Here is a 15,850-nt window from a genome sequence, read left to right on the forward strand (position 1 = left end):
CAGCGATCCACAGCCCTCGACGAATTCCTCCTTCCGGAGAAAACAAATGAAAGACCTGCTCAATCTCTTCAACCAGCAGCGCCCCGCGATCGACTTCGATGCGATCAAGATTGCGCTGGCTTCGCCGGACCTGATCCGTTCGTGGTCGTACGGCGAAGTGAAGAAGCCGGAAACCATCAACTACCGTACCTTCAAGCCTGAACGCGACGGCCTGTTCTGCGCCGCGATCTTCGGCCCGATCAAGGACTACGAGTGCCTGTGCGGCAAGTACAAGCGCATGAAGCACCGCGGCGTGGTCTGCGAGAAGTGCGGCACCGAAGTGACGCTGGCCAAGGTGCGCCGCGAGCGCATGGGCCACATCGACCTGGCTTCGCCGGTCGCGCACATCTGGTTCCTGAAGTCGCTGCCGTCGCGCATCGGCTTGATGCTCGACATGACCCTGCGCGACATCGAGCGCATCCTGTACTTCGAAGCCTACGTGGTGACGGAGCCGGGCCTGACCCCGATGGAACGCGGCATGCTGCTCAACGAAGAGCAGTACATGCAGGCGCGCCAGGAACACGGCGACGACTTCGAGGCGGCGATGGGCGCGGAAGCGGTCTATGACCTGCTGCGCACGATCGACCTGCAGTCGGAAATGATCCAGCTGAAGGAGGACATCGCCTCCACCGGTTCGGAAACCAAGCTCAAGCGCCTCACCAAGCGCATCAAGCTGGTCGAAGCCTTCCTCGAATCCGGCAACCGTCCGGAGTGGATGGTCATGACCGTGCTGCCGGTGCTGCCGCCGGACCTGCGCCCGCTGGTGCCGCTGGACGGCGGCCGCTTCGCGACGTCGGACCTGAACGACCTATACCGCCGTGTCATCAACCGCAACAACCGCCTGCGTCGCCTGCTCGAACTCAACGCGCCCGACATCATCGTGCGCAACGAGAAGCGCATGCTGCAGGAATCGGTCGACGCGCTGATGGACAACGGCCGTCGCGGCCGCGCCATCACCGGCACCAACAAGCGCCCGCTCAAGTCGCTCGCCGACATGATCAAGGGCAAGCAGGGCCGCTTCCGCCAGAACCTGCTCGGCAAGCGCGTCGACTACTCGGGCCGTTCGGTCATCGTGGTCGGTCCGTACCTGAAGCTGCACCAGTGCGGCCTGCCGAAGAAGATGGCGCTCGAGCTGTTCAAGCCCTTCATCTTCGCCAAGCTGCAGCGCCGTGGTCTCGCCACCACGATCAAGGCCGCCAAGAAGCTGGTCGAGCGCGAAGAGCCGATGGTGTGGGACATCCTCGAAGAGGTGATCCGCGAGCATCCGGTGCTGCTGAACCGCGCCCCGACCCTGCACCGCCTCGGCATCCAGGCGTTCGAGCCGGTGCTGATCGAAGGCAAGGCGATCCAGCTGCATCCGCTCGTGTGTACGGCATTCAACGCCGACTTCGACGGTGACCAGATGGCCGTGCACGTGCCGCTCTCGCTGGAAGCCCAGCTGGAAGCGCGCGCGCTGATGATGGCGTCGAACAACATCTTGTCGCCCGCGAACGGCGAGCCGATCATCGTGCCGTCGCAGGACGTCGTGCTCGGCCTGTACTACATGACCCGCGCCCTGGAGAACAAGGCGGGCGAGGGCATGGCGTTCGCCAACGTGGCCGAAGTCAAGCGCGCCTACGACAACCGCGCCGTGCAGCTGCACGCCAAGTGCAAGGTGCGCATCACCGAAACGGTGGTGGGCGAGGACGGTTCGCGTACCAAGAAGACCTCGATCGTCGACACCACCGTCGGCCGGGCGCTGCTGCGCGAGATCCTGCCGGAAGGCCTGCCGTTCGCGCTGGCCAACGTCGAGCTGACCAAGAAGAACATCTCGCGCCTGATCAACTCGTGCTACCGCATGCTCGGCCTGAAGGACACCGTGGTGTTCGCCGACCAGCTGATGTACACGGGCTTCAGCTACGCGACCCGCGCGGGCGTGTCGATCGGCATCGACGACATGAAGATCCCGGCCGAGAAGAAGGGCATCCTGGACGAAGCCGAGCAGGAAGTGCTCGACATCCAGCAGCAGTACCAGTCGGGCCTGGTCACCGCCGGCGAGCGCTACAACAAGGTCGTCGACATCTGGTCGCGTACCAATGAGCGCGTCGCCAAGGCGATGATGGACACGATCGGTACCGACTCGGTGGCCAACGCCAAGGGCGAAATGGTCCCGCAGAAGTCGATGAACTCGATCTACATCATGGCCGACTCCGGCGCGCGTGGTTCGCAGGCGCAGATCCGCCAGCTCGCCGGTATGCGCGGCCTGATGGCCAAGCCGGACGGCTCGATCATCGAGACGCCGATCACCGCGAACTTCCGCGAAGGCCTGAACGTCCTGCAGTACTTCATCTCGACCCACGGTGCCCGTAAGGGCCTCGCGGATACCGCGCTGAAGACCGCGAACTCCGGTTACCTGACCCGTCGCCTCGTCGACGTGGCGCAGGACGTGGTCATCACCGAAACCGATTGCGGCACGCTCGACGGCCTGACCATGACCCCGATCGTGGAAGGCGGCGACGTGGTCGAGCCGCTGCGCGACCGCGTGCTGGGTCGCGTCGTGGCCGAGGACGTGTTCCTGCCGGGCAACGACGAGGATCCGATCGTCACCCGCAACACGCTGCTCGACGAAGCCTGGGTCGCGAATCTTGAAGACGCCGGCGTGCAGTCGATCAAGGTGCGTTCGACGATCACCTGCCAGAGCTCGTTCGGCGTGTGCTCGCACTGCTACGGTCGCGACCTCGGCCGCGGCCACCTGGTCAACCACGGCGAAGCGGTCGGCGTCGTCGCCGCGCAGTCGATCGGTGAGCCGGGTACCCAGCTGACCATGCGTACGTTCCACATCGGTGGTGCGGCGTCGCGTGCGGCCGCCATCGACAACGTGACGGTCAAGACCACCGGTTCGATCAAGTACAACAACCTCAAGTTCGTCGAGCACAGCCAGGGTCACCGCGTGGCCGTGTCGCGTTCGGGCGAACTGTCGGTCCTCGACAACCACGGCCGCGAGCGCGAGCGCTACAAGCTGCCGTACGGTGCGACCATCGCGGTCAAGGACGGCGCGGAAATCAAGGCCGGCCAGCAGGTCGCCAACTGGGATCCGCATAACCACCCGATCGTGTCGGAAGTGGCCGGCTTCATCCGCTTCATCGACTTCATCGACGGCGTCACCGTCATCGAGAAGACCGACGAACTGACCGGCCTGGCTTCGCGCGAAATCACCGATCCGAAGCGTCGCGGTTCGCAGGGCAAGGACCTGCGCCCGATCGTGCGCATCGTCGACAAGAACGGCAAGGACCTGTCCATCCCTGGTACCGACCTGCCGGCGCAGTACATGCTGCCGCCGCGCTCGATCGTGAACCTGCAGGACGGTGCGCCGGTCGGCGTCGGCGACGTGGTCGCGAAGATCCCGCAGGAAGCGTCGAAGACCCGCGACATCACCGGTGGTCTGCCGCGCGTGGCCGACCTGTTCGAAGCGCGCAAGCCGAAGGACCCGGCGATCCTCGCCGAAATCTCGGGCGTGGTTTCGTTCGGCAAGGACACCAAGGGCAAGCAGCGCCTGATCATCAAGCCGGTCGACGGTGACGAGCACGAAGAGCTGATCCCGAAGTACCGCCAGATCATCGTGTTCGAAGGCGAACACGTGGAGAAGGGCGAAACCGTGGTGGACGGCGAACCGAGCCCGCAGGACATCCTGCGCCTGCTCGGCGTCGAGCCGCTGGCCGTGTACCTGACCAAGGAAATCCAGGACGTCTACCGCCTGCAGGGCGTGAAGATCAACGACAAGCACATCGAGGTGATCGTTCGCCAGATGCTGCGCAAGGTCGAGATCACCGACGCCGGCGACAGCAAGTTCCTCAATGGCGAGCAGGTCGAGCGCCAGCGCTTCGTCGAGGAAAATGCCCGCCTGCAGTCGAAGGGCGAGATCCTGTCCAAGGCCGATCCGGTCCTGCTGGGCATCACCAAGGCCTCGCTGGCGACCGAGTCGTTCATCTCGGCGGCGTCGTTCCAGGAAACCACCCGCGTCCTCACCGAGGCGGCGGTCCGCGGCACCCGCGACGGCCTGCGCGGCCTGAAGGAGAACGTGATCGTCGGTCGCCTGATCCCGGCCGGTACCGGCCTGGCGTACCACACCCAGCGCCGCCGTTCGGCCTCCGGCCTGACCGAGTCCGAACTGGAGACGCTGGCCGGCGGCACGGTCGAGGCTCCGGTCGCGGCCGAGGGTGCGGAAGCCGAGGCTTCGACCGAAGAGTAAGCAGCACGGCGCCCCCGCCATCCGGCGGGGGTGCTCCGACCGCCACCCGGCCCCGCCGGGCTGTGGAAGGGAGGCCGAAGGCGCCGCAGGGCGCCCCGGCTACAAAACGGCAAAAAAGCGCGTTATACTTCCGCGCTTTCCGACGGGCAGCCCTCCGGGCTGGTGCCGTCCAGATCACCAAAAGAGGCGCACGGAGCGCCTCGTGTTGGGCCCAGGGTAGGGCGGGATCGCTGAGTTTCCCGGGCGCGCATGCGCGTTCGGGCGGATAGTCCGCGCTGGCGATGAAACGCCAGGCGCGGGCTATGTGCTTTCGTCTCGGCGGTCCGGAGCATTCCGGGCTGCCGAATCGTTTTTCCAGAAGTTTCACCCCAGGCTCCGGCCTTCAATCAAAGAGTCACAGATGGCGACGATCAATCAGCTGGTGCGCAAGCCGCGCAGCCCTGAAACCTACAAGAGCGCCTCGCCGGCGCTGGCGAACTGCCCGCAGCGTCGTGGCGTTTGCACCCGCGTCTACACCACCACCCCGAAGAAGCCGAACTCGGCTCTGCGCAAGGTGGCCAAGGTGCGCCTGACCAACGGTTACGAAGTCATTTCGTACATCGGCGGCGAAGGCCACAACCTGCAGGAGCACAGCGTGGTGCTGATCCGCGGCGGCCGCGTCAAGGACCTCCCGGGTGTGCGTTACCACACCGTGCGCGGTTCGCTCGACGCCGCTGGCGTGACCAAGCGTCGCCAGAGCCGTTCGAAGTACGGCGCCAAGCGCCCGAAGTCCTGATCCAGGGCCCAACAGATTTCGCGCCGCTGCATCCGTAGCGGCTTCGTCAAAAGATTTAGCAAAAGGTACGCACCATGTCGCGTAAAGGTTCCACCCCGCAGCGTTCGGTTCTGCCCGATCCCAAGCACGGCAGCGAGACGATCGCGCGCTTCATCAACATGGTCATGCAGAGCGGCAAGAAGTCGATCGCTGAAAAGATCGTCTATGGCGCCATGGACGTGATCAGCGAAAAGAACGCCAACGCCGTCGAGCTGATCGAGAAGGCGCTGGGCAACGTGTCCCCGGCGGTCGAGGTCAAGTCCCGCCGCGTCGGTGGCGCGACCTACCAGGTGCCGGTCGAAGTGCGCGCTTCCCGCCGCCTCGCCCTGGCGATGCGCTGGCTGATCGATTCGGCCCGCAAGCGTGGCGAAAACAGCATGCCGCGCAAGCTGGCTGCTGAACTCCTGGATGCTTCCGAAAACCGTGGTGGCGCGATCAAGAAGCGCGAAGAAACCCACCGCATGGCGGAAGCGAACAAGGCGTTCGCCCACTACCGCTGGTAATCCCGTCGACGGCGCCGGTAGCGGCCGTCCGGAACCAGTAGTAAGCCGTGGCGACGTGATCGTCGCCCGGCAAATCGGGGGCCGCCGCGAGGCGGCGTCCGGCCATCTGCAGATCGTCGGCTTCGGCCGGTGAATCTCAGCAACCAGATCGCAAACAAAGAGAGTGTCCCGTGGCTCGCACCACTCCCCTCGAGCGTTACCGCAACTTCGGCATCATGGCCCACATCGATGCCGGCAAGACCACCACGTCTGAACGCATCCTGTTCTACACCGGCGTCAGCCACAAGATCGGCGAAGTGCACGAAGGTGCCGCGACGATGGACTGGATGGAGCAGGAGCAGGAGCGCGGCATCACCATCACGTCCGCCGCGACCACGGCGTTCTGGAAGGGCATGGACAAGTCCCTGCCCGAGCACCGCCTCAACATCATCGACACCCCCGGCCACGTCGACTTCACCATCGAAGTCGAGCGTTCGCTGCGCGTGCTCGACGGCGCGGTGTTCGTACTGTGCGCCGTCGGTGGCGTGCAGCCGCAGTCCGAGACCGTGTGGCGCCAGGCCAACCGTTACTCGGTGCCGCGCATGGCGTTCGTCAACAAGATGGACCGCACCGGTGCCAACTTCGACAAGGTCGTCGAGCAGCTGAAGTCGCGCCTGGGCGCGTACGCCGTGCCGATGCAGGTGCCGATCGGCGCCGAAGATGGTTTCGAGGGCGTGGTCGACCTGCTCAAGATGAAGGCCATCCATTGGGATGTCGCCTCGCAGGGCACCAAGTTCGAATACGGCGACATCCCGGCCGAGCTGCAGAGCAAGGCCGAGGAAGCGCGCGCGTTCATGGTCGAGGCCGCTGCCGAAGCGTCCGAAGAGCTGATGGACAAGTACCTCAACGAAGGCGAGCTCAGCGAGGCGGAAATCGTCGCCGGCCTGCGCACGCGCACGCTGAAGGTCGAGATCGTGCCGGTGTTCTGTGGTTCGGCGTTCAAGAACAAGGGCGTGCAGGCCATGCTCGACGGCGTGATCAACCTGCTGCCGTCGCCGTCCGACCGTCCGCCGGTGCAGGGCATCAACGAAGACGAGAAGGAAGACAGCCGCAAGGCGTCGGATTCCGAGCCGTTCTCCGCGCTCGCGTTCAAGATCATGACCGACCCGTTCGTCGGCGCCCTGACGTTCTTCCGCGTCTACTCGGGCGTGCTGAACTCGGGCGACCAGGTCTACAACCCGGTCAAGTCGAAGAAGGAACGCATCGGCCGCATCCTGCAGATGCACGCCAACGAGCGCGCTGAAATCAAGGAGGTCCGCGCCGGCGACATCGCCGCGGCCGTGGGCCTGAAGGACGTGACCACCGGCGACACGCTGTGCTCGCAGGATCACATCATCACCCTTGAGCGCATGACCTTCCCGGAGCCCGTCATCTCGATGGCGGTCGAGCCGAAGACCAAGTCGGACCAGGAAAAGATGGGCATGGCCCTGTCGCGCCTCGCGGCGGAAGATCCCTCGTTCCGCGTTCGTACGGACGAGGAGTCGGGCCAGACCATCATCGCCGGCATGGGCGAGCTGCACCTGGACATCATCGTCGACCGCATGCGTCGCGAGTTCAACGTGGAAGCCAACGTCGGCAAGCCGCAGGTGGCCTACCGCGAAACGATCCGCAAGTCGGACGTCAAGTCGGACTACAAGCACGCCAAGCAGTCGGGTGGTAAGGGTCAGTACGGCCACGTCGTGATCGAGCTGTCGCCGATGGACGAAGCCGATCGCGCCCACAAGGATGTCGAGAACGATTTCCTGTTCGTCAACGACATCACCGGCGGCGTGATTCCGAAGGAATTCATCCCGGCGGTCGAGAAGGGCCTGCGCGAAACCATCACCAGCGGTCCGCTGGCTGGCTTCCCGGTCGTCAACGTCAAGGTCAAGCTGGTGTTCGGCTCGTACCACGACGTCGACTCGTCGGAAATGGCGTTCAAGCTCGCCGCGTCGATGGCGTTCAAGGAAGGCTTCCGCAAGGCCGATCCGGTCCTGCTCGAGCCGATGATGAAGGTCGAAGTCGTGACGCCGGAAGACTATGTCGGCGACGTCATGGGCGACGTGAGCCGCCGTCGTGGTCTGCTGTCCGGCCAGGACGACAGCCCGTCGGGCAAGATCATCAACGCGATGGTGCCGCTGGGCGAAATGTTCGGCTATGCGACCACGCTGCGTTCGATGTCGCAGGGTCGCGCCACCTTCACGATGGAATTCGATCACTACGCTGAAGCGCCGGCCAACATCGCCGACGCGGTGATGAAGAAGTCCTAAGCGGTCAGTTTTAAGTGGGGTGGGGATCCGGTAACGGTTCCCCGCTCCGGAACCACTAATCCCGTTTCAACAAGTACTAAAGAGAGACATACCATGGCTAAGGGTAAGTTCGAGCGCACCAAGCCCCACGTAAACGTCGGCACGATCGGCCACGTGGACCACGGCAAGACCACGCTGACGGCAGCGCTGACCAAGGTGGGCGCGGAACGTTTCGGTGGCGAATTCAAGGCCTACGACGCGATCGACGCGGCGCCGGAAGAGAAGGCGCGCGGCATCACGATCTCGACGGCGCACGTCGAGTACGAAAGCCCGAACCGTCACTACGCGCACGTGGACTGCCCGGGCCACGCCGACTACGTGAAGAACATGATCACCGGTGCCGCCCAGATGGACGGCGCGATCCTGGTGTGCTCGGCCGCTGACGGCCCGATGCCGCAGACGCGCGAGCACATCCTGCTGTCGCGCCAGGTGGGCGTGCCGTACATCGTCGTGTACCTGAACAAGGCCGACATGGTGGACGACGCCGAGCTGCTGGAACTGGTCGAGATGGAAGTGCGTGAACTTCTGTCGAAGTACGAGTTCCCGGGCGACGACACCCCGATCATCCACGGCTCGGCCCGCATGGCGCTGGAAGGCGACCAGTCGGAAATCGGCGTGCCGTCGATCATCAAGCTGGTGGAAGCGCTGGACACCTGGATCCCGGAACCGGAGCGCGCGATCGACAAGCCGTTCCTGATGCCGGTGGAAGACGTGTTCTCGATCTCGGGCCGCGGCACCGTGGTGACCGGTCGTATCGAGCGCGGCGTGATCAAGGTGGGCGACGAAATCGAAATCGTCGGCATCCGTCCGACCCAGAAGAGCACGGTCACGGGCGTGGAAATGTTCCGCAAGCTGCTGGACCAGGGCCAGGCGGGCGACAACGCCGGCCTGCTGCTGCGCGGCACCAAGCGTGACGACGTGGAGCGCGGCCAGGTGCTGGCCAAGCCGGGTTCGATCACCCCGCACACCGACTTCGAAGGCGAGGTCTACGTGCTGTCGAAGGACGAAGGCGGTCGTCACACCCCGTTCTTCAAGGGCTACCGTCCGCAGTTCTACTTCCGCACGACCGACATCACCGGTGCGGTGCAGCTGCCGGAAGGCGTCGAGATGGTCATGCCGGGCGACAACATTAAGATGGTGGTCACCCTGATCAACCCGGTGGCGATGGACGAAGGCCTGCGTTTCGCGATCCGCGAAGGCGGCCGTACCGTCGGCGCCGGCGTGGTCTCGAAGATCCTGAAGTAAGGGTTGTTCCGGCCCAGGCCGGAATGACTCCCGTCGCTCGACCGGCCTTCGGGCCGGTCAGCGTCGGGGCAGGGACGATGGGCTTGCAAAAGCCCATCGATACCCCCTAGAATGCAAGACCCTCGCGGCCAGCCGTCAATCGGACGGTCGCGAACCAGCGAAATGAGGCGCAGGACGCGCTTCGTTTTCGCCAGACAGGGAAATGTCGCGCGGCAGCGCTCCGTCCGTTCCGAAAGATAGTTCGGGACATATATGGCGGGGCTGTTTGCGCGTTCATGACTTCCAGTCTGGGCGGATCGGGCAACCGGTCTGCCTTTGTTTTTGAAGGTTTTCCGGGGCTTGGTGCGATCCCGGGGAAGTTCGAGCACCAAAGTCCAGGGGTTCGGCACACCCAGTTGCCGAACCTGTCGCTCTTTAACGAAGGAGTTTCCGCCATGGCGGACCAAAAGATCCGGATTCGGCTGAAGGCGTACGATCATCGTCTGATCGATCGCTCGGCCAGCGAGATCGTCGAAACGGCAAAGCGCACCGGTGCCCAGGTCAAGGGCCCGATCCCGCTGCCTACGAAGATCGAGCGTTACACCGTCCTGGTGTCCCCGCACGTCGACAAGGACGCGCGTGACCAGTACGAGACCCGCACGCACAAGCGCGTGCTCGACATCGTCGACCCCAACGACAAGACCGTGGACGCGCTGATGAAGCTCGAACTCGCGGCGGGCGTCGACGTGCAGATCAAGCTGACCTGAGGACGATCGAGATGAGCGCGAAGAAGTATTCGCTCGGCATCGTCGGTCGCAAGGCCGGCATGAGCCGTTTCTTCACCGCCGACGGCAAGTCGGTTCCGGTGACCCTGATCGAAGCCACCCCGAACCGCATCACCCAGATCAAGACGGTTGAATCCGACGGCTACAGCGCCGTGCAGGTGACCGCTGGCGTGAAGCGCGCTTCGCTGCTGAGCAAGCCGGAAACCGGTCACCTGGCCAAGGCCAAGGTCGACGCCGGTCGCGGCCTGTGGGAGCTGCGCGTCGAAGCCGACCAGATCGGTGGCTTCGAAGTCGGCGGCGAGATCAAGGCTGACATTTTCGAAGCCGGCCAGATCGTCGACGTCCAGGGCGTCACGAAGGGCAAGGGCTTCCAGGGCACCATCAAGCGCTGGAACTTCACCATGGGTGACGCCACCCACGGTAACTCGCTGTCGCACCGCTCGCCGGGCTCCATCGGCCAGCGCCAGACGCCGGGTCGCGTGTTCCCGGGCAAGAAGATGTCCGGCCACATGGGTGACGTGCAGCAGACGACGCAGGGCCTGGAAGTGGTCAAGGTCGACGCCGAGCGCGGCCTGATCGCGATCAAGGGCGCGGTTCCGGGGGCTCCGGGCGGCGACGTGATCGTGCGTCCGTCGAGCAAGGGAGTCTGATAATGGAACTCGCAATCACCAATAGCAGCAAGACGCTGTCGGTTTCCGACGCCATCTTCGGCCGCGAATTCAGCGAAGACCTGGTCCACCAGGTGGTCGTTGCCTACCGCAACGCCGGTCGCGCCGGCACCAAGGCGCAGAAGACCCGCGCCGAAGTCAACGGCACGACCAAGAAGTCGAAGAAGCAGAAGGGCGGCGGTGCGCGTCACGGCGCGCTGACGGCTCCGATCTTCGTCGGCGGCGGCGTGACCTTCGCGGCCAAGCCGCGCAGCTTCGCGCAGAAGGTCAATCGCAAGATGTACCGCGCCGCGATCGCCGCGATCCTGTCCGAGCTGAACCGCCAGGGCCGCATCAAGGTCGTCGAGTCCTTCGATGTCGAAGCCGCGAAGACCTCGGGCCTCGTCGCCAAGCTCAAGGGCCTGGAAGTCGGCAAGCGTCCGCTGATCGTTACCGAAGACGCCAACGAGAACCTGTACCTCTCGGCGCGCAACCTGCCGTACGTCGAAGTGCGTGACGTCCAGGGCCTGGATCCGGTTGCCCTCGTCGGCGCCGACTCGGTCGTGGTCACCGCCGACGCGGTTAAGAAGATCGAGGAGTGGCTGGCATGAACGACGCCGAGCTCTACAGCATCATCCGCGCGCCGCGCGTGTCTGAAAAGACCGCGCGCCTGCAGGAAGTTTCCAACCAATACGTCTTCGAAGTCGCGAACGAAGCAACCAAGGCCGACATCAAGGTCGCCGTGGAAAAGCTGTTCGCCGTCAAGGTCGAAGCGGTCAACGTCGTGAACGTGAAGGGCAAGAACAAGTCCTTCAAGTTCCGTTCGGGCCGCCGCGGCGATTGGCGCAAGGCGTACGTGACGCTGGCCGAAGGCCAGTCGATCGACGTGATGGCCACGGCCTGAGGACTGATCCATGGCATTGATGACTTTCAAGCCCACCTCTGCCGGTCGCCGTAGCGCGGTCCGCGTGGTGACGCCGGGCCTGCACAAGGGTGCGCCGCACGCCGCCCTCGTCGAGAAGCAGGGCAAGACCGGTGGCCGTAACCACCACGGCCGCATCACCACCCGTCACATCGGTGGTGGTCACAAGCAGCACTACCGCATGATCGACTTCAAGCGCGACAAGGTCGGCATCCCCGCCCGCGTCGAGCGCATCGAATACGATCCGAACCGCACCGCGCATATCGCGCTGCTGTGCTATGTCGACGGTGAGCGTCGTTACATCATCGCGCCGAAGGGCCTGAAGGATGGCGACCAGGTGATCTCGGGCCGCGAAGCCCCGATCCGCGTCGGCAACACGCTGCCGCTGAGCAACATCCCGGTCGGTACGACGGTGTGCTGCGTCGAGATGAAGCCGGGCAAGGGCGCCCAGCTGGCCCGCGCGGCCGGCGCCAGCGTCTACCTGGTCGCTCGCGAACAGGGTTACGCCACGCTGCGTCTTCGCTCCGGCGAAATGCGCAAGGTGCCGGTCGATTGCGCCGCCACCATCGGTGAAGTCGGCAACGACGAACACAACCTCGAGAAGCTCGGCAAGGCCGGCGCCAAGCGCTGGCGCGGTATCAAGCCGACCGTCCGCGGTGCGGCCATGAACCCGGTCGACCACCCGCACGGTGGTGGTGAAGCCAAGGCCGGCCAGGGTAATCCGCATCCGGTCACCCCGTGGGGTGTTCCGACCAAGGGTTACAAGACCCGCAAGAACAAGCGCACCACGCAGTTCATCGTGCGCGATCGTAGGAGCTAATCGGCCATGGCACGTTCACTGAAGAAAGGCCCGTTCGTCGACCACCACCTGATGAAGAAGGTGGAGACCGCGGGCAACAACAAGAAGCCGATCAAGACCTGGTCGCGTCGTTCGACGGTCCTGCCGGAGTTCGTGGGTTTCACCATTGCCGTGCACAACGGCAAGAACCACATCCCGGTGCTGGTCAACGAGCAGATGGTTGGCCACAAGCTCGGCGAGTTCGCCCTGACCCGTACGTTCAAGGGTCACGGCGGCGACAAGAAGTCGGGCAAGTAAGGAGATGACCATGGAAGCGAAAGCAATCCTGCGCACTGCGCGCATCTCCCCGCAGAAGGCCCGTCTGGTCGCCGACCAGGTGCGTGGCCTCTCGGCCGAACGCGCGGTCAACCTGCTGAAGTTCTCGGACAAGAAGGCTGCGGCGCTGATCCGCAAGGTCGTGGAATCCGCGATCGCCAATGCCGAAAACAACCAGGGCGCCGACGTCGACGAACTGCGCGTCAAGACGATCATGGTCGACGAAGGTCCGGCCCTGAAGCGTTTCATGGCGCGTGCCAAGGGCCGCGGCACCCGTATCCTCAAGCGCACCAGCCACATCACTGTGGTTGTGGGCGCGGGCAAGTAAGGCGGAGCATAGATATGGGTCACAAAGTACATCCGACCGGCATCCGCCTTGGCATCTCCAAGGACTGGACCTCCAAGTGGTTCGCCGGCAAGAAGCAGTACGCCGGTTTCCTGGCGGCTGACCTCAAGGTCCGCGAGATGCTGCGCAAGAAGCTCGCACAGGCTGGCATCTCCAAGATCCTGATCGAACGTCCGGCCAACAACGCCCGCGTCACGATCCACACCGCCCGTCCGGGCGTGGTGATCGGCAAGCGCGGCGAGGACATCGAGAAGCTGCGTAAGGAAGTCAGCGACGTGATGGGCGTTCCGGCGCACATCAACGTCACCGAAGTCCGCAAGCCCGAACTGGACGCACAGCTGGTCGCCGAGTCGATCGCGCAGCAGCTGGAGCGCCGCATCATGTTCCGCCGCGCCATGAAGCGTGCGGTCGGCAACGCGATGCGCCTGGGCGCGCTGGGCATCAAGGTGAACGTCGCCGGCCGTCTCAACGGCGCCGAAATCGCGCGTTCGGAGTGGTACCGCGAAGGTCGCGTGCCGCTGCACACGCTGCGTGCCGACATCGACTACGGCTTCGCTGAAGCCAAGACGACCTACGGCATCATCGGCATCAAGGTATGGGTCTACAAGGGCGAGATCTTCGATTTCTCCCAGGTTGGCCAGGAAAAGCAGGACGATTCCGCGGCCCCGCGCGCTGAGCGTGGTGACCGTCCGGACCGTGGCGACCGCAAGGATCGCAACGACCGTCCCGGCCGTGGCCGTCCGGCCCGCGAAGCGAGGTAATTGACCATGTTGCAACCCAAGCGAACCAAGTATCGCAAGATGCACAAGGGCCGCAACGATGGCCTGAGCTGGAGCGCCAACGCTGTCAGCTTCGGCGAGTACGGCCTGAAGGCGACGGCGACCGGTCAGCTGACCGCTCGCCAGATCGAGGCCGCGCGTCGTTCCATCAGCCGCTACGTCAAGCGCGGCGGCAAGATGTGGATCCGCGTGTTCCCCGACAAGCCGATCACCAAGAAGCCGATCGAAGTCCGAATGGGCTCCGGTAAGGGCAACGTCGAGTACTGGGTCGCCCAGATCCAGCCCGGCCGCATGATCTATGAAATCGAAGGTGTGGACGAAGCCACGGCACGCGAAGCGTTCCGCCTGGCCGCAGCCAAGCTTTCGGTCACCACCACTTTCGTGACCCGTACGGTGCGCTAATGGAACTCAAAGACCTCCGCGCGAAGACGGCTGATGAGCTGAAGGCCCACCTGGCCGAACTGCACAAGGAGACGTTTGCTCTCCGCATGCAGAAGGCCACCGGCCAGCTCGCCAAGACCCACGAAGCCCGCCGCGTGCGCCGCGAGATTGCTCGCGTCAACATGCTGCTCGGGCAGAAGAAGTAAGGACCCGCAGTCATGACCGACAACAAAACAGAGAAGGCGCTGCGCACGGTAGAAGGCCGGGTCGTTAGCAACAAGATGGACAAGACCGTGACGGTGCTCGTCGAGCGTCAGGTCAAGCACGCGCTGTACGGCAAGTACATCCGTCGCTCGACCAAGCTGCACGCCCACGACGCCGACAATTCGTGCAACGAGGGCGACATCGTCCGCGTGGCCGAATGCGCGCCGATGTCCAAGACCAAGAACTGGCGCGTGGTGACGATCGTCACTCGTGCAGCCGAATAAGAGGAGGGCTGACTCATGATCCAGATGCAGAGCTACCTCGACGTGGCTGACAACTCCGGTGCCAAGGAAGTGATGTGCATCAAGGTGCTGGGCGGCTCCAAGCGCCGTTATGCCGGCATCGGCGACATCATCAAGGTCACCGTGAAGGACGCGATCCCGCGCGGCAAGGTCAAGAAGGGCGACGTCTACGACGCCGTCGTCGTGCGCACCCGCAAGGGCGTGCGTCGTCCGGACGGGTCGCTGATCCGCTTCGACGGCAACGCCGCCGTGCTCCTGAACAACAAGCAGGAACCGATCGGTACCCGCATCTTCGGGCCAGTGACCCGCGAGCTGCGTACCGAGAAGTTCATGAAGATCGTCTCGCTGGCACCTGAAGTGCTCTGAGCGGAGGAATTGAGATGAACCGTATCCGCAAGGGCGACCAGGTTGTCGTCACCGCTGGCAAGGACAAGGGCAAGAAGGGCGACGTCATCCGCGTCGCCGGCGACAAGGTCGTCGTGTCCAACGTCAACATCGTCAAGCGCCACACCAAGCCGAACCCGCAGGCCGGCCAGCCCGGCGGCGTGATCGAGCGCGAGGCGCCGATCCACATTTCCAACGTGATGCTGTTCAACCCTGCCTCGGGCAAGGGCGAGCGCGTTGCTTTCAAGGTGCTGGAGGATGGACGCAAACTGCGTGTGTTCCGCTCCAGCGGCGAGGCTATCTGACATGAACACCCGTCTCGAAAAGTTCTACAAGGACGAAGTCGTCCCGGCCCTGACCAAGAAGTTCGGTTACACGAACCCGATGGAAGTGCCGCGCCTGACCAAGATCACGATCAACATGGGCGTGGGCGAAGCCGCTACGAACAAGAAGATCCTGGAGAACGCCGTTGCCGACCTGACCAAGATCGCGGGCCAGAAGCCGATCGTGACGAAGAGCCGCGTGTCGGTGGCTTCGTTCAAGATCCGTGACGGCTGGCCGATCGGCTGCAAGGTCACGCTGCGCCGCGCGCACATGTTCGAGTTCCTCGATCGCCTGATCAACGTCTCGCTGCCGCGCGTGCGCGACTTCCGTGGCGTGTCCGGCCGTTCGTTCGACGGTCGCGGCAACTACAACATGGGCGTGAAGGAACAGATCATCTTCCCGGAAATCGACTTCGACGCCGTCGACGCGGTCCGTGGCATGGATATCGCCATCACCACCACCGCCAAGACCGACGCCGAAGCCAAGGCGCTGCTCGAAGCGTTCCGCTTCCCGTTCCGTAACTGATT

19 protein-coding genes are annotated in these 15,850 nt (G+C 64.2%); all 19 read left to right on the top strand.

The genetic code is table 11. From position 1 onward, the window contains the following. The first annotated feature begins 46 nt into the window (after window positions 1-46). The 19 genes from rpoC (at window position 47) to rplE (ending at window position 15,848) form a co-directional block, all read left to right on the top strand. On the top strand, window positions 47-4,267 hold the full coding sequence (gene rpoC, locus H8B22_RS10395) for a DNA-directed RNA polymerase subunit beta' (protein ID WP_187711355.1): 4,221 nt from the start codon (window positions 47-49) through the stop codon (window positions 4,265-4,267). A 400-nt stretch (window positions 4,268-4,667) separates the two neighbouring features. Then, window positions 4,668-5,042: a 30S ribosomal protein S12 gene (gene rpsL, locus H8B22_RS10400; protein ID WP_187711356.1), complete on the top strand. Its 375-nt coding sequence runs from the start codon at window positions 4,668-4,670 to the stop codon at window positions 5,040-5,042. A gap of 74 nt (window positions 5,043-5,116) precedes the next feature. Next, window positions 5,117-5,584, top strand: a complete 468-nt coding sequence (gene rpsG, locus H8B22_RS10405) for a 30S ribosomal protein S7 (RefSeq protein WP_187711357.1) — start codon at window positions 5,117-5,119, stop codon at window positions 5,582-5,584. A gap of 170 nt (window positions 5,585-5,754) precedes the next feature. Next, window positions 5,755-7,872: an elongation factor G gene (fusA, locus tag H8B22_RS10410; protein WP_187711358.1), complete on the top strand. Its 2,118-nt coding sequence runs from the start codon at window positions 5,755-5,757 to the stop codon at window positions 7,870-7,872. Between the two features lie 93 nt (window positions 7,873-7,965). Further along, window positions 7,966-9,156, top strand: a complete 1,191-nt coding sequence (gene tuf / locus H8B22_RS10415; RefSeq protein WP_187711347.1) for an elongation factor Tu — start codon at window positions 7,966-7,968, stop codon at window positions 9,154-9,156. 434 nt (window positions 9,157-9,590) lie between these two features. Then, window positions 9,591-9,902, top strand: a complete 312-nt coding sequence (gene rpsJ / locus H8B22_RS10420) for a 30S ribosomal protein S10 (RefSeq protein ID WP_187711359.1) — start codon at window positions 9,591-9,593, stop codon at window positions 9,900-9,902. Between the two features lie 11 nt (window positions 9,903-9,913). Next, a complete protein-coding gene (gene rplC / locus H8B22_RS10425) occupies window positions 9,914-10,570 on the top strand; it encodes a 50S ribosomal protein L3 (protein ID WP_187711360.1) in 657 nt (218 codons plus the stop codon). A 2-nt stretch (window positions 10,571-10,572) separates the two neighbouring features. Next, entirely contained in the window at window positions 10,573-11,178 is a 606-nt protein-coding gene (gene rplD / locus H8B22_RS10430) for a 50S ribosomal protein L4 (protein ID WP_187711361.1), read from the top strand. Continuing rightward, window positions 11,175-11,471 carry a 50S ribosomal protein L23 gene (rplW, locus tag H8B22_RS10435; RefSeq protein ID WP_187711362.1) on the top strand — a complete coding sequence of 99 codons (297 nt, stop codon included), beginning with the start codon at window positions 11,175-11,177 and terminating at the stop codon, window positions 11,469-11,471. Before rplD ends, rplW begins: the two co-directional genes overlap by 4 nt. Window positions 11,472-11,481: 10 nt before the next feature. Continuing rightward, on the top strand, window positions 11,482-12,309 hold the full coding sequence (rplB, locus tag H8B22_RS10440; protein ID WP_187711363.1) for a 50S ribosomal protein L2: 828 nt from the start codon (window positions 11,482-11,484) through the stop codon (window positions 12,307-12,309). A gap of 6 nt (window positions 12,310-12,315) precedes the next feature. Beyond that, window positions 12,316-12,585, top strand: coding sequence for a 30S ribosomal protein S19 (rpsS, locus tag H8B22_RS10445; RefSeq protein ID WP_187711364.1), 270 nt, complete (start codon window positions 12,316-12,318; stop codon window positions 12,583-12,585). A gap of 10 nt (window positions 12,586-12,595) precedes the next feature. After that, window positions 12,596-12,931 carry a 50S ribosomal protein L22 gene (gene rplV / locus H8B22_RS10450; protein ID WP_187711365.1) on the top strand — a complete coding sequence of 112 codons (336 nt, stop codon included), beginning with the start codon at window positions 12,596-12,598 and terminating at the stop codon, window positions 12,929-12,931. A gap of 14 nt (window positions 12,932-12,945) precedes the next feature. Then, window positions 12,946-13,710, top strand: coding sequence for a 30S ribosomal protein S3 (gene rpsC / locus H8B22_RS10455; RefSeq protein WP_187711366.1), 765 nt, complete (start codon window positions 12,946-12,948; stop codon window positions 13,708-13,710). Between the two features lie 6 nt (window positions 13,711-13,716). Further along, window positions 13,717-14,130: a 50S ribosomal protein L16 gene (rplP, locus tag H8B22_RS10460; protein ID WP_187711367.1), complete on the top strand. Its 414-nt coding sequence runs from the start codon at window positions 13,717-13,719 to the stop codon at window positions 14,128-14,130. Then, window positions 14,130-14,315 carry a 50S ribosomal protein L29 gene (gene rpmC / locus H8B22_RS10465; protein WP_187711368.1) on the top strand — a complete coding sequence of 62 codons (186 nt, stop codon included), beginning with the start codon at window positions 14,130-14,132 and terminating at the stop codon, window positions 14,313-14,315. The genes rplP and rpmC overlap by 1 nt, the downstream gene beginning before the upstream one ends. Window positions 14,316-14,327: 12 nt before the next feature. Next, entirely contained in the window at window positions 14,328-14,597 is a 270-nt protein-coding gene (rpsQ, locus tag H8B22_RS10470; RefSeq protein ID WP_056136006.1) for a 30S ribosomal protein S17, read from the top strand. 15 nt (window positions 14,598-14,612) lie between these two features. Beyond that, entirely contained in the window at window positions 14,613-14,981 is a 369-nt protein-coding gene (gene rplN, locus H8B22_RS10475) for a 50S ribosomal protein L14 (RefSeq protein WP_056136003.1), read from the top strand. Between the two features lie 14 nt (window positions 14,982-14,995). Beyond that, a complete protein-coding gene (gene rplX / locus H8B22_RS10480; protein ID WP_187711369.1) occupies window positions 14,996-15,304 on the top strand; it encodes a 50S ribosomal protein L24 in 309 nt (102 codons plus the stop codon). A gap of 1 nt (window position 15,305) precedes the next feature. Beyond that, window positions 15,306-15,848 (top strand): 50S ribosomal protein L5, encoded by a 543-nt coding sequence (gene rplE / locus H8B22_RS10485; protein WP_187711370.1) that lies wholly within the window; start codon window positions 15,306-15,308, stop codon window positions 15,846-15,848. The last annotated feature ends 2 nt before the right edge of the window (window positions 15,849-15,850 follow it).

It is taken from the genome of Lysobacter terrestris (assembly GCF_014489475.1).
GTDB lineage: Bacteria > Pseudomonadota > Gammaproteobacteria > Xanthomonadales > Xanthomonadaceae > Agrilutibacter > Agrilutibacter terrestris.

What these genes read in the sequence shown, in the direction of transcription:
- rpoC (WP_187711355.1), top strand. Translation starts at nt 47, where the DNA reads ATGAAAGACCTGCTCAATCTCTTCAACCAGCAGCGCCCCGCGATCGAC.
- rpsL (WP_187711356.1), top strand. Translation starts at nt 4,668, where the DNA reads ATGGCGACGATCAATCAGCTGGTGCGCAAGCCGCGCAGCCCTGAAACC.
- rpsG (WP_187711357.1), top strand. Translation starts at nt 5,117, where the DNA reads ATGTCGCGTAAAGGTTCCACCCCGCAGCGTTCGGTTCTGCCCGATCCC.
- tuf (WP_187711347.1), top strand. Translation starts at nt 7,966, where the DNA reads ATGGCTAAGGGTAAGTTCGAGCGCACCAAGCCCCACGTAAACGTCGGC.
- rpsJ (WP_187711359.1), top strand. Translation starts at nt 9,591, where the DNA reads ATGGCGGACCAAAAGATCCGGATTCGGCTGAAGGCGTACGATCATCGT.
- rplC (WP_187711360.1), top strand. Translation starts at nt 9,914, where the DNA reads ATGAGCGCGAAGAAGTATTCGCTCGGCATCGTCGGTCGCAAGGCCGGC.
- rplD (WP_187711361.1), top strand. Translation starts at nt 10,573, where the DNA reads ATGGAACTCGCAATCACCAATAGCAGCAAGACGCTGTCGGTTTCCGAC.
- rplW (WP_187711362.1), top strand. Translation starts at nt 11,175, where the DNA reads ATGAACGACGCCGAGCTCTACAGCATCATCCGCGCGCCGCGCGTGTCT.
- rplB (WP_187711363.1), top strand. Translation starts at nt 11,482, where the DNA reads ATGGCATTGATGACTTTCAAGCCCACCTCTGCCGGTCGCCGTAGCGCG.
- rpsS (WP_187711364.1), top strand. Translation starts at nt 12,316, where the DNA reads ATGGCACGTTCACTGAAGAAAGGCCCGTTCGTCGACCACCACCTGATG.
- rplV (WP_187711365.1), top strand. Translation starts at nt 12,596, where the DNA reads ATGGAAGCGAAAGCAATCCTGCGCACTGCGCGCATCTCCCCGCAGAAG.
- rpsC (WP_187711366.1), top strand. Translation starts at nt 12,946, where the DNA reads ATGGGTCACAAAGTACATCCGACCGGCATCCGCCTTGGCATCTCCAAG.
- rplP (WP_187711367.1), top strand. Translation starts at nt 13,717, where the DNA reads ATGTTGCAACCCAAGCGAACCAAGTATCGCAAGATGCACAAGGGCCGC.
- rpmC (WP_187711368.1), top strand. Translation starts at nt 14,130, where the DNA reads ATGGAACTCAAAGACCTCCGCGCGAAGACGGCTGATGAGCTGAAGGCC.
- rpsQ (WP_056136006.1), top strand. Translation starts at nt 14,328, where the DNA reads ATGACCGACAACAAAACAGAGAAGGCGCTGCGCACGGTAGAAGGCCGG.
- rplN (WP_056136003.1), top strand. Translation starts at nt 14,613, where the DNA reads ATGATCCAGATGCAGAGCTACCTCGACGTGGCTGACAACTCCGGTGCC.
- rplX (WP_187711369.1), top strand. Translation starts at nt 14,996, where the DNA reads ATGAACCGTATCCGCAAGGGCGACCAGGTTGTCGTCACCGCTGGCAAG.
- rplE (WP_187711370.1), top strand. Translation starts at nt 15,306, where the DNA reads ATGAACACCCGTCTCGAAAAGTTCTACAAGGACGAAGTCGTCCCGGCC.